General features: G+C 60.8%; 10 protein-coding genes. 8 read left to right on the forward strand and 2 right to left on the reverse strand.

From position 1 onward, the window contains the following. Positions 1-379: 379 nt before the first annotated feature. The 6 genes from LAO20_00250 (at position 380) to LAO20_00275 (ending at position 8,390) form a co-directional block, all read left to right on the forward strand. Positions 380-1,012, forward strand: a complete 633-nt coding sequence (locus LAO20_00250) for a hypothetical protein (GenBank protein MBZ5529833.1) — start codon at positions 380-382, stop codon at positions 1,010-1,012. A gap of 9 nt (positions 1,013-1,021) precedes the next feature. Then, positions 1,022-2,185: a glutamate 5-kinase gene (proB, locus tag LAO20_00255; protein MBZ5529834.1), complete on the forward strand. Its 1,164-nt coding sequence runs from the start codon at positions 1,022-1,024 to the stop codon at positions 2,183-2,185. Continuing rightward, positions 2,178-3,500, forward strand: coding sequence for a glutamate-5-semialdehyde dehydrogenase (locus LAO20_00260; GenBank protein MBZ5529835.1), 1,323 nt, complete (start codon positions 2,178-2,180; stop codon positions 3,498-3,500). Before proB ends, LAO20_00260 begins: the two co-directional genes overlap by 8 nt. A 115-nt stretch (positions 3,501-3,615) precedes the next feature. Then, positions 3,616-5,538 (forward strand): molybdopterin-dependent oxidoreductase, encoded by a 1,923-nt coding sequence (locus LAO20_00265; protein MBZ5529836.1) that lies wholly within the window; start codon positions 3,616-3,618, stop codon positions 5,536-5,538. A 9-nt stretch (positions 5,539-5,547) separates the two neighbouring features. Then, positions 5,548-7,443: an NAD(P)H-dependent oxidoreductase subunit E gene (locus LAO20_00270; GenBank protein ID MBZ5529837.1), complete on the forward strand. Its 1,896-nt coding sequence runs from the start codon at positions 5,548-5,550 to the stop codon at positions 7,441-7,443. Continuing rightward, a complete protein-coding gene (locus LAO20_00275; protein MBZ5529838.1) occupies positions 7,440-8,390 on the forward strand; it encodes a (2Fe-2S)-binding protein in 951 nt (316 codons plus the stop codon). The genes LAO20_00270 and LAO20_00275 overlap by 4 nt, the downstream gene beginning before the upstream one ends. 12 nt (positions 8,391-8,402) lie before the next feature. Here LAO20_00275 and LAO20_00280 read toward each other — a convergent pair whose 3' ends face one another. Continuing rightward, the gene (locus tag LAO20_00280; GenBank protein ID MBZ5529839.1) at positions 8,403-9,095 is read right to left on the reverse strand and encodes a haloacid dehalogenase type II; all 693 of its coding nucleotides are present in this window, start codon (positions 9,093-9,095) and stop codon (positions 8,403-8,405) included. A 114-nt stretch (positions 9,096-9,209) separates the two neighbouring features. Here LAO20_00280 and LAO20_00285 point away from each other — a divergent pair, with 114 nt between their 5' ends. Both LAO20_00285 and LAO20_00290 read left to right on the forward strand, forming a co-directional pair. After that, positions 9,210-9,698, forward strand: coding sequence for a DUF2721 domain-containing protein (locus tag LAO20_00285; GenBank protein ID MBZ5529840.1), 489 nt, complete (start codon positions 9,210-9,212; stop codon positions 9,696-9,698). A gap of 498 nt (positions 9,699-10,196) precedes the next feature. After that, positions 10,197-11,084, forward strand: a complete 888-nt coding sequence (locus tag LAO20_00290) for a hypothetical protein (protein ID MBZ5529841.1) — start codon at positions 10,197-10,199, stop codon at positions 11,082-11,084. 6 nt (positions 11,085-11,090) lie between these two features. Here the strand turns inward: LAO20_00290 and LAO20_00295 are convergent, their stop codons facing one another. Further along, positions 11,091-12,239, reverse strand: coding sequence for a glycosyltransferase (locus LAO20_00295; protein ID MBZ5529842.1), 1,149 nt, complete (start codon positions 12,237-12,239; stop codon positions 11,091-11,093). Positions 12,240-12,303 lie beyond the last annotated feature (64 nt).

A 12,303-nucleotide genomic window follows, 5' to 3' on the forward strand; every position in this document is an offset into this window, starting at 1 on the left:
GCACAACGTGACCGAGAATATGAAAGGTAGGAAATTCCCGCAGCCCCCAAGCGGTGGAAGTATACGCAGACTCCCCGCTTCAGGCCAGTATTTTTACATTTCTTTACCGGGTTGGCGGCTGCCACAACTGCACACGGAACGCGTGACTTCGCCGCGGAATTGGCCTTGCAACCGCGATGATTGTTCGCTATAGTCGGCCCATCGTGATTACTTCCGGTATCCGTGCGTTGCATCTTTTGTCCCCCTCGCCCGTGTGCCGGGTGTGCGGAACGGGGCAGGCGCGGGCTGGAGTGATCATTTTTCGGGCAAAAGCAAACATATCCCCCGCTGCCCACGCAGCGGGTTTTTTGTTGAGACGTGCCAGGAACCGGAACACCCTATGTCGTTCATCGCTTACTCGCGACTCTGCTGCGTCATTGCAGCCTCGTTCGTCTGTTTGTCGAGTGCGGCGCCAGTGGGATCCGATGTAGTCCAGTTCTTTAGGACCACCGAGAAGATCGAATCCTTATCTCCGAATAGCAAAGCCAAAATCGTACTTTTGCCTCCAGTTAGCGAAAATGCTGACCCCACGCTAGAGGCTCAAGTGCGGAATGAGAAGCTGCTATTGGGAAGTCTCCAACGCTCGGCATACTTATCGTGGCGTCCAGATAGCCGTGTAGCGGTTCTTTGGGACTTGACTTACTCGAACCATTATTTTGTTCGTCTGCTCCAGGTTGATCCAAAGCTTTCTGAAATCAAAGGATTTGACGAATTAATTCGACAAAGAGCGCTCAAGGAGTTTCGTGTTAAAGAAGTGATTCATTATTGGCCCCACGTCCAGGGCTGGATCGGACAGAGAGACCTGCTGGTGATCGTATGCGCTGACGGCGCTCCCACGAACACCCCAGTTAACACAAAACTCGTGGGATTTGAACGCGGCTACCTAATTGACACCGACAAACGCTCGATTAAGTCTGAGCTTAATCCTTCAGATCTGAGAAAGCTCACCGGACCTTTTGAGTGTGGTGAATAAGGAATGCCCATGCGCCCCAAGCCGGACCCTGGTGACGCCAGCGACCACCGTTCGCTGCTGGTGAAGGCGCGCCGCGTGGTGGTGAAGCTGGGCACCGGTGTGGTGTGCACCGCGGAGCACGAATTTGACCACCATCACGTTGCCGCCCTGGCCAACGGCATTGCGGCCCTGGTGCGCGACGGCCGCCAGGTTGTGCTGGTCAGCTCCGGCGCCATCACACTGGGCGCGGCGGAACTTGGAATCCACCGCAGCCGCCTGCGCGACGCCAGCGTCAACCGCGCTTGCGCCGCCGTGGGCCAGTGCAAGCTGATGGAAGCCTACGCCGAAGTGTTTCATCCACATGGGCTCAAACTCGCGCAGGTCCTGGTCACCGAAGATGACTTCACGGACCTGAACCGTTATCTCATCCTCCGCCAGACGTTTGAAAAGCTGCTCAAGCTGGGCGCGATCCCCATCGTCAACGAAAACGACACGGTCACCAATATCTATACCGAGCAGGCGCCGGTATTTCGCGACAACGATCGCCTGGCGGCCCTGGTGCTGAGCAAGCTGGACGCGCAAGCCCTGGTCCTGCTCTCCAACGTTGACGGCCTGTTGCGCGTGGTTGACGGCGCGCCTGATCCCGGCGACGTAGTATCGGTGGTCACGGAAGTCACGGAGGCGGTCCGCGAATCCGCCAGCGGAAAGTCCGCCACCGGGCGCGGCGGCATGACCGCCAAGCTCGATGCGGCGGAAATCGCCATGCAAGCCGGAGGACTGGTGGTGATCGCCAACGGCCGGGCCCCGCGCATCCTCGAACGCGTCTTCGCCGGGGAAAATGCCGGCACGCTTTTCCTCCCGGGCGCGCAACGCCTGGCCGGCAAGCGACGCTGGCTGGCTTTTGCCAGCAGCGTCCGCGGGCAAGTCACCATCAACGCCAACGCCTGCAAAGCGCTGCTCAACGGACACGCCAGCCTGCTGCTCTCCGGGGTCATCGCCTGCAAAGGCGCGTTCTCTTCAGGACAGGTCATCGCCGTGGTGGACACCGACGGCTCTGCCATCGGGCGGGGCATTGCCGAGTGCGGCAGCCATGAAATTTCAGACTCGCTTTCCTCCGGGACAGCAGCCAAAGGCGTTCTGGTGCGCCGGGAAAATTTCCTGATATTCTCAGACCAGCGACAATCGCATGCCTGAATCCATTCCCAAGCAACCGGCCAAAGACCTGCACGCCCATGTACATGCCACGCGCCGCGCTGCCCGCGCGCTGGCCCGCCTCTCCGGCTCCGAACGGAACAGCATTCTGTTGCGGGCGGCGGATTTTATTACCGCGCGCTCGGCGGAAATCCTGGCAGCCAACCTCAGAGACTGTGAGGCGTTCGCGGCCTCCGGCGACGTTTCGCAGGCCCTGGCCAAGCGCCTGAAAACCAGTGAAGGCGGCGTGAAGGAGATGGCCAGGCGCGTCCGCGACGTGGCCGCCCTGGATGATCCGCTGGGCAGCGTGCTTGCGACCACCGAACTCGACGAAGGACTCATCCTGCAAAAAGCGCCGTGCCCGCTGGGCGTGATTGCCGTAATCTTTGAGTCCCGCCCGGACGTGATTCCGCAAGTGGCGTCGCTGGCCATTAAGACCGGCAACGGCCTGGTGCTGAAAGGCGGCGTGGAAGCCAAACTCACCAACCGCGTCCTGGCCGCCATCTGGCGCGACGCGCTGGCTGCACAGAGCCCGGCGTTGCCCGGCGCCCTCTGTCTCCTGGAAGACCGCGCCGAGATCATGCAGGTGCTGGAAATGGAACGCGAGATTGACCTGGTGGTCCCGCGCGGGTCCACCGAATTCGTAAACTTCGTCTTTCAGCACAGCCGGATTCCGGTGCTGGGGCACGGCAGCGGCATCTGCCACATTTATGTAGATCGCGCCGCCGATCTCAGCAAGGCCACCAGCGTCATCCTCGACTCCAAAACGCAATACCCTGCGGCCTGCAATTCCGCGGAGAAAGTTCTGGTGCATGAGGACGTTGCCCGCCGCTTCCTCCCCGTTCTGGTCACGGCCTTGCAATCCGCCGGGGTGGAAGTACGCGGTTGCACGCGGACGGAGCAGATGTGCGCGGACCTGAAGATTGTTCCTGCCACCACGGAAGACTGGCACGCCGAATACAGTGATTTAAAGATTGCCATCAAGGTGGTCCGCAATTTGAACGAAGCCATTGAGCACATCAATGAATTCGGCTCGCGCCACACCGACTGCATTCTCACCGAAGACAACGCCGCCGCGGAACAGTTCCTGGACGAAGTGGACGCCGCCAGCGTTTTTCAAAACGCTTCCACCCGCTTTGCCGACGGCTTTCGTTACGGCCTGGGCGCGGAAATCGGCATCAGCAACAGCAAGCTGCACGCGCGCGGCCCGGTGGGCATGGAAGGCCTGCTGACCTACAAGTACCGGCTGCGTGGCCGCGGGCAGGTAGTTTCAAGCTATGCCGAAGGCAAGCGCAGCTTTACCCACAAAAAGCTGTAGCCGCCCCGGGAAGGTTATCTAGTACGAGTTACGTTTACGGAACCTGCCTGCATTGTTCGCAGTCCATCCTTGACCCCGCCCACTCGATACAGAGACACTTATACAAGAGACAGCCATGACCATATCCACCAAGAAACGCTTGACGCAGCCGCTGGTTCGCGCAAATGACGCCCGCGAAAGTAACGCACGCGCAAACGGCGGGCATCGCCCTGCGACATGGGATGAAGCCATGGACCGCGTCGCCCAGGCGTTCCGCAAATCCATCGCGAAAAAAGACCCGCGGGACTTCGGCATGTTCAGCTGCTCCAAGACCACCAACGAGCTGAACTACGCGGCGCAAAAGTTTGTCCGCACCATCATGGGGACAAACAATATTGATAGCTGCAACCGTACTTGACACGCTCCCAGCGTCGCCGGTCTGGCGGCGGTATTCGGAGCGGGCGGCGGAACCAGTTCGTATCGTGAGATTGAAGACACCAACGTCATCCTGCTGTGGGGATCAAACGCGCGGGAAACGCATCCGATTTTCTTCCATCATCTGTTAAAGGGCATTCACCACGGCGCTGAGCTGTATGTGGTGGACCCGCGGCGCACCAGTTCTGCGCAGTGGGCCAATCTCTGGCTGGGCCTCGACGTGGGGTCTGACATTTCGCTCGCCAATGCGATGGGCCGGGAGATCATCGCCGCCGGCTTGGCCAATGAGAAGTTCATCCAGCACGCCACCAGCGGATTTGAAGCCTACAAAGCCCACGTCGAGAAATACACTCTGGACCGCGCGGAACGCGAAACCGGCGTGCCGGCGGAGGCCATCCGCAAGACCGCGCACGCGTACGCCAAGGCGCCGCGCGCCCAGCTTTGCTGGACCCTGGGCATCACCGAGCACCACAACGCAGTGGACAACGTGGTGGCCCTCATCAACCTGGCGATCCTCACCGGCCACGTGGGCCGCTACGGCAGCGGCGTGAATCCGCTGCGCGGGCAGAACAACGTCCAGGGCGGCGGCGACATGGGCGCCATCCCCGATCGCCTCCCCGGCTTCCAGCACGTGGAAAACGACGAGTTGCGCGTCAAGTTCGAAAAAGCCTGGGGCGCAACGATCCATCCCAAGAAGGGATGGCACTTGAGCGGTATGTTTGACGCTATGGAGCACGGCCAGCTCAAAACTCTGTACGTGCTGGGTGAAAACCCCGCCGACTCAGAAGCCGACCGCCATCGCTGCCTAAAACTGCTGGGCGGGCTGGAGTTCCTGCTGGTCCAGGACCTCTTCTACACCAAGACCGCGGAGATGGCTGACGTTGTCCTGCCCGCCGCAGCGGGCGCGTTCGAAAGTGAAGGCACAGTCACTTCCAGCGAGCGCCGCGTACAGCGCGTCCGCTGTACGGTGCCGCCACCGGCCGGGGTGCGCGACGATCTTGAAGTGATTTTCGACCTGGCACGCCGCCTGGGTCACGACTGGGGCACGCCAAACTCTGAAGCGCTCTGGAACGAACTGCGGCCATTGAGCCCGATGCACAGCGGCATGAGTTATCGCCGTCTGGAAGAACTGGGCGGCATCCAGTGGCCGTGTTATGACGAATCGCACCCTGGAGAAATGTTTCTGCATGGCCGCTTGTGGGCCGATCCGCTCATTGGTCCGCGCGCGCCGTTCAGCGTGGTGGAGTTTGAGCCGCCCGTGGACGCGCTGGACAAGCAATATCCCATCCGCCTGACCACCGGCCGCCGGCTCGATGATTACAATACCGGCGTGCAGAGCGGAAAATATGCGTCGCCGCTGCGGCACGATGAAGCGCTGGATGTTTCTCCGGAAGACGGCCTGCTCTACAAATTGCGCGAAGGCGAAAAAGTCCGCGTGACGTCGCGACGCGGATCGCTGGTGGCGCCGGTGCGTTTCGATTCGGCGCTACGGCCCGGACTCGCGTTCCTGTCGGTCCACGCGCATGACCAGGTTGCGACCAATGATCTGACCATTGACGCCGTGGACCCCAAGTCTGGCACATCAGAGTTCAAGGCCACGGCCATTCGCATTGAGAAAATATAAGGGGACCCTTTGGACCTTCATCTGACCAGCGCGCAAGCCACCGCAGACGAACGCGCCGCTGTTGATTCAGAACTGGGCGCGCCGGAATCCGGCTGGCAAGGCGGCCAGCGGCAAACCGCAGACACGCGCTCGGCGTTCAACGGCCACTATGGCTCGCGCCACAGGCTGCTTCCCGTGCTCCACGCGGTGCAGAAGCGCATAGGGTGGATCAGTCCGGGCGCTCTCAACTATGTTGCCGTGCGCTTGGACGTTGCTCCCGCGGAAGTGCACGGCGTGGCGTCTTTCTATGGAATGTTTTCGCTGGCGGCACGGCCTGCGGTGGTAGCGCACGTTTGCGACGACATTGCGTGCATCACGCGCGGTTCGGACAAAGTTTGTGCCGAACTGGAAAAGAAACTTGGTCCCGCAGGTTCCCCGTGCTCCGGCGGACGCGCTACTTGGCTGCGCAGCCAATGCCTTGGCCTGTGTGAGCGCGCTCCCGCCGCGCTGATCAGCGCAGCCGGGGAAAAACCGCGCGAACGCGTGTTGGCGCCTGCGTCGGCGGAAACTGTTCAGACATTAGTGAGCGACGCCGTTGCCGGGCGAATGCCAGCAGAGCCGGACGAACTTAACATCAAGGCCAGTGTTCCGCAGGCCGCGCAGAAGCGTGATTCATCGCCTCTGCGGCTTCTCCAGCGCTTTAGCCAAGGCGACGCATCCGGCTTGGAAGGTTACAAAAAGCTCGGCGGCTATCAAGGTTTGAGAAAAGCTCTTGCGTTTGGCGCGGAAGGCACGTTGCGTGAGATCTCTGCTTCCAAGCTTCTGGGGCGCGGCGGCGCGGCGTTTCCCACGGCCAATAAGTGGGAAGCTCTCTTCCTGCAGCGTCACCTGCTGCAAACCGACTCCAGCCGCACACACTACGTGATCTGCAACGCCGACGAATCCGAACCCGGCACGTTCAAAGACCGCATCTTGATGGAAGGCGATCCGTTCGCTGTTCTTGAGGGCATGACGATTGCCGGCTTGGTCACCGGCGCGCGCCAGGGCTACATCTACCTGCGCGGCGAATACCCGCTGGCCGCCGAGCGCATGCAAAACGCCATCGACGATGCCCGCAAGAACGGGTTCCTCGGTGAAAACATTCTGGGCAGCGACCTGAGCTTTAACATTGAAATTCGCCGCGGCGCGGGTGCTTACATCTGCGGTGAAGAAACCGCGCTGTTCAATTCGATTGAAGGCTACCGCGGCGAGCCGCGCAACAAGCCGCCGTTCCCCACGCAGTCCGGCCTCTTCCGCCAGCCCACCGCGGTCAACAACGTGGAAACGCTGGTGAACGTCCCCGGCATCATCCGTGAAGGCGGCGCGGCTTATGCCAAGCTGGGTACGGAGAATTCCGCGGGCACCCGGCTCTTCTGCTTGTGCGGACACGTGGCGCGCCCCGGCGTTTACGAAACCGTCATGGGAACCACGCTGCGCCAGCTTATGGATCTTGCCGGCGGCGTGGCTGGCAGCGGCAAATTGCAAGCTGTCCTGCTGGGCGGCGCGGCCGGAACTTTTGTTGCGCCCAAGGAACTCGATACGCCGCTGACTTTTGAAGGGACGCGCGCCATCGGCGCTACGCTGGGTTCGGGCGTGGTCATGCTGTTTGACGATACGGTGGATCTGCGCCGCATCCTGCTGCGCATCGCCAGCTTCTTCCGCCATGAAACCTGCGGCCAGTGTGTTCCCTGCCGCGTGGGCGTGACTCGCCAGGAAGAGGCGTTGCAGCGCCTGATGAACGGCAAGCCTCTCGGCTCCGCGGCGCAGGAATTGAATTTGGTCCGCGAGATGGCCCAGGCCATGCGCGACGCCTCAATCTGCGGTCTGGGCCAGACCGCAGCCAGCGCGCTGGAATCCGCGCTACAGAGATGGAGATTGTTCTCATGAGCAAATCGGTTACAGCAATCACGCAATTGCTCGACGCGCCCCAGCCCACCATTCCTCTGCCGCGCGGACCCGTGCCGCAAGCGCCGCCGGAGCGCGAGCGCAGGTTGGTTGAAATCAAGATTGACGACCGCGCTATTTCCGTCCCCGAGGGATCAACGATTCTCGACGCCGCCAAAAAAATTGGCATTGACACTCCGACACTGTGCTTCCTCGAAAGCCTGACGCCCGTCAACGTGTGCCGCGTATGTGTCGTCGAACTCGAAGGTTCGCGCACGCTGGTTCCGGCTTGTTCGCGCAAAGCGGAACCCAACATGTCCATTAAGACGGACTCGGAACGCGTACGCCTAAGCCGCCGACTGGTGCTGGAGTTTTTGGCGTCGTCGGTGGACCTTTCCACCGCGCCAGCCATGCAGGAATATATGAAGCGCTACGGCGCGCACCCGGAACGCTTTGGCGACGCGCACGCCACCGTCGCCCAGCCGGTGAAGATTGACAACGATCTGTACGTCCGCGACTACTCCAAGTGCGTCCTCTGCTACAAGTGCGTGGAAGCCTGCGGCGTGGACGCGCAGAACACGTTCGCCATCGCGGTGGCGGGCCGCGGCTTTTCCGCGCATATCGCCACGGAGTTTGACGTTCCCCTGCCTGACTCGGCCTGCGTCTACTGCGGCAACTGCATCGGCGTTTGTCCCACCGGGGCGCTCATGTTCAAGAGCGAATATGACATGCGCCAGGCGGGCACTTGGGACGAAGCACGCCAGTCGCAGATGGACACCATTTGTCCTTATTGCGGGGTGGGTTGCAATCTCACGGTCCATGAACAGGACGGAAAGATCGTCCGCGTAACTTCTCCGCTGGACCACACGGTCACCCACGGGAACCTGTGCATCAAAGGACGCTTTGGCTGGCAGTATGTGCAGATTGCGCCCGCAGAGAATGGGAAGTAACGCGGCCGCGTCTCATTTCAACAGCAATTGCGCCAACTCCGCCACGCTGCTGACCTGCACCGTGGGCTGCGCCACCGCGGGCTTGGCAGCGCCGGAACCTGGCCGGATGGACGGCCGGTTGACCCACGCGTTGCGGATGCCCAGCAGGTTCGCCGGAACAACATCGTGGTACAGGCTCTGCGCGGCGTGGAGGATTTCCTGCTTCTTGAGGCCGCTGCGCGCCATCGCCTCCTGAAAATTCCTGAGAGACGGCTTATAGCTCTGCACTTGCTGCGCCGTCACAATGAGCGAGAACTCCACGCCCAGTTTCTTTTTTGTCACGGCAAACAAGTCATCATCAATGTTGGAGATCACGCCCAGGCGGAAACGCCGGGACAGCGCGTGCAGACCAGCAACCGTGTCGGGGAACGGCTCCCAACTGGTGAGAGATTGGGCAAAGCGGCTGCCGTCGTCTTCCGAAATCGTGGCTCCCAGCCGGCGGCCCATTTCCTGTACGGTCTGTGAGAGTACTTGTTTGTACGGAAGGTAGGGTCCGGCTTCGAGCTCCGCTTCAATCTCGCCATAGTGCTCCAGAAGCTGGAGATCGGAGACCTGCCGGCCCTCGCGGGAAAACAAGGGACGCAAAGCAGCGAGCATCCCCGTCTCCCAATCAATCAGGGTGCCGTAGCAATCGAATGTGATCAGCCGGATGGAAGAGAAATCCATGGAACCAAGATTACTTTTTGAGCGCGGCCGCTGTCCAATCGCCGCGCTCAGCGCGAACGAAAGAAGACCAAGAGCTTTGCTCCTGGCCGCAGCGCGTAGCATACTGTTGAGGTGATGCCAACGCCTCTCAGCGACAATCCATTTGCCATTTTGACGTTTATCGCCGCGCCCGCGGTGTTCACGAATGCTTCCTCCGTGCTGGCCCTGGGCACCAGCAACCGTCTGGCGCGTGTGGTGGACCGGACGCGCCAAATTGCGCGCGAAATTCACGGCGCTCCGCCGGGAGACGCCAGCGCCAAAATGTGGGTGAACCACCTGGGCCGCATGGAGAAGCGCGGATCGCTGCTGGTGCGCGCCATGAGGTACTTTTACGGCGCCGTTGGCGCGTTTGCCGGAGCCAGCCTGGTTTCGATTCTTGGCGCGGTGCTGGCGTCCACGAATTACCGGCTGCCCTTTGAGGTGATCACCGGTATCGGCCTGGTGGCGGGCGGACTCGGGTTCACAGGACTGGTGGCGGGCTGCGTCCTTCTGGTAAGCGAAACGCGTCTGGCGCTTGCGATTATTGTGGAAGAAGCTGAGCTGGCCAAAACCTGGCTGAAATAGCGCGCGGCTGAAGGGAACCAGGAAGGTAAACGCTGCCCGTTCTTCGCCTTAGACGCTGATTACCTGGCTCCGCCGATTATCAGCATAAGAATCTGCCTATCAGCAGGTTGGGCCAATCCCCGCCAACTGTCCCTCACACCTGAGGCAGCGTCCGCTCAAGTGACCCTGGACGCTGACCTTAGGGTATATGGCCTAGTTGCAAACAGGGCCTAATAATGTGAAATGGATGCTCATTAGGCCGCTCCGATTGTGTCTTTTGACCCGCATATTCGGGCCAGATGGACGAGCCAAAGTGAGCGCCACCAGCCATCCCTACGACTGCTAACAAGGGTGGCGACAAAAGGGGTTCTCCAAAAATGGTCATGAATTTTATGTTCGCGCTCGCGCTGTTGTTGGGCACAATCGCCCCCAAGCTCCCGATCGTCGCGAAGCCGGGGACGGCGGGTACCAATCCGCTTCCCACCAAGCCTCCGAGCACGTCCGTCCAATAATCTGTTGATGAAGCGCTATCTCCTCGACTACGGATTTTGGCTCAGCGGCAGCGGCATTTGCTGCCAATTTCTGGCTTGCTTGGCCCTGGTCAGGAGAAAAGACTTTTACCGCCAATGGAAGGTCTTCAGCTACTACCTCTTCTATATGGCGGCCCAGTCCGTTGTTTCGCTGGCAATTCTGGTTCTGGCCAGCAAAGAAGTCTATGCCTTCAGCTACTACCTGGCGGATTTCATTGAAGCCATTCTGCTGAACCTGGTGGTGCTGGAGATCATGGTCAAGGTGCTGGAGCCGTTTCAGTCGCTTCCCGGACGCACCGTGGCCCGGTTCTGCTTCTGGGCCTTCCTGGGCATTTCCACCGCAGTCGCGATTTCCGTGATGCTGCCGGTCCACGCCACGGGCGTTTTCTATGAAATACCACTGACCGTTGAGCGGACAATTTTCCTGGCGGACGCGGTGCTACTCTGGGTATTGCTGGTGCAATCCAAATCTCTGGGAATCACCTGGAAGTCATCCCAGGCGGAAATTGCCGCCGGGTTCATACTGTATTTGACAGTGCAGGCGACCACGCGCTTTGCCGTGGCGATGTACAAGGGCAGCCTGCTGATCACCATTAGCGGCGTGATGGGACAACTGGCCTACCTGATCGCCCTGGTGGGTTGGATATGGACTATCACTCACAGTGATCCGCTGCCCGCGCGGCCCTCGGCGGAAACGCTGGCCCGCATGCGGGAGCTTTCCTCAGATTTTGACGCGGTTCCGAAAGAGCGCATCTTCGCCGCCGTGGGCATCAAGGTGAACCGGCCCGACCCCCTTGAAGTAGAAGACGGGAACCCTCAGCCGGATGACGACGCTGAAGAACATCGGCTCCAACCGCAGCGCGTCAGCATGAAGTAGCGGATTCTAGTCCCTGGCCGGGTCCTGGACACGTCCTTTCCATTCTCCTCCCCGTCCCAGCCAGTACTTCCACGCGGAATGAAAAGTTGCGCCCATATAAAAGAGTGCCACCAGCGGCAGTGCCAGCGACCACAGCAGATTCAGCCGGTAAAACCGGATGATGGGCCCGTAGCAAATGGACATCAATATCCAGGCCGCGGCGCCCAGCAGCGCGGGAACCAGCCGGTGACTGAAGACCACGAGCAAGGGCGGCAACAGATACGCCAGCGCCATGCCGAAGAACGACAAGAACAACAAAAGCGCTGAATGCCGCAGCTGGTTGAACGCACTGCGGGAGATCATGCGTCCGATTTCAGCGAAGGAACCGTAGGGGCGAATGCTCCGTGTTTCGCGGCTCAATCCCAGCCACACACTGCCGCCGCTGCGTTTCACGTTCTTGGCCAAAGCGCAATCGTCAATGACCTCACCTCGGATAGCGGCAATGCCTCCGGCGCGTTCCAGGATCTGCGGACGAACCAGAATGCTGCCGCCTGCTGCGCCCGCTGTGACACGACGGCGGTCGGCGATCCAGGCAGGCGGATACAGCAAGAAGAAAAAAAAGACGAACGCGGGAATCAACGCCCGTTCCGCGAAAGTACCGCAATGCAGCATGACCATGAAAGACGCCAGGTCATACGGGCCGCGGGCGGCAATGGCTGCCAGCGTGGCCACGCTGTCCGGCGCGTGCTCAATGTCGGCATCGGTGAGCAAATAAAAATCCGCATGCAGCTCGCGCACCCGTTGCACACCTTGCTCCACCGCCCACAATTTCCCGGACCATCCCGGAGGCAGCGGCTGGCCGGTGATGATGATCAGCCGCTCCGGATGACCGGACTCGGCGGCGGCGCGACGAGCGACTTCGGCGGTGCCGTCACTGCTGCCGTCATCCACCAGAATAACGCTGATCCCAACTCCGCTTTGCTTCAGCAGCGACGCAACGCTTCGGCCCACCACGCCGGCTTCATCGCGCGCGGGCACGATGGCCGTCACACGGACAGCAGGCTGGTGCGCAGGCGGCGACGGCGCAACCAGCCGCTCTGCGCGCCAGAAGCTTCCGCGCCAGAACGCAAGATAAATCCACGACAGCAGGGCGATGGCCCCGGCAAGAACAATCATGACGGGGCTATTTTACAAATTGGTGGCGTTCGACATGCGCGCCAATTGTCGTCCGGACGCGCCA

The organism is Terriglobia bacterium (assembly GCA_020072815.1).
Taxonomy (GTDB): domain Bacteria; phylum Acidobacteriota; class Terriglobia; order Terriglobales; family Acidobacteriaceae; genus Angelobacter.

Bases quoted from the DNA above. Each gene is read 5' to 3' on its own strand.
- LAO20_00275 (MBZ5529838.1), top strand. From the start codon at position 7,440: ATGAGCAAATCGGTTACAGCAATCACGCAATTGCTCGACGCGCCCCAG.
- LAO20_00260 (MBZ5529835.1), top strand. From the start codon at position 2,178: ATGCCTGAATCCATTCCCAAGCAACCGGCCAAAGACCTGCACGCCCAT.
- LAO20_00250 (MBZ5529833.1), top strand. From the start codon at position 380: ATGTCGTTCATCGCTTACTCGCGACTCTGCTGCGTCATTGCAGCCTCG.
- LAO20_00285 (MBZ5529840.1), top strand. From the start codon at position 9,210: ATGCCAACGCCTCTCAGCGACAATCCATTTGCCATTTTGACGTTTATC.
- LAO20_00280 (MBZ5529839.1), bottom strand. From the start codon at position 9,095: ATGGATTTCTCTTCCATCCGGCTGATCACATTCGATTGCTACGGCACC.
- proB (MBZ5529834.1), top strand. From the start codon at position 1,022: ATGCGCCCCAAGCCGGACCCTGGTGACGCCAGCGACCACCGTTCGCTG.
- LAO20_00295 (MBZ5529842.1), bottom strand. From the start codon at position 12,239: ATGATTGTTCTTGCCGGGGCCATCGCCCTGCTGTCGTGGATTTATCTT.
- LAO20_00290 (MBZ5529841.1), top strand. From the start codon at position 10,197: ATGAAGCGCTATCTCCTCGACTACGGATTTTGGCTCAGCGGCAGCGGC.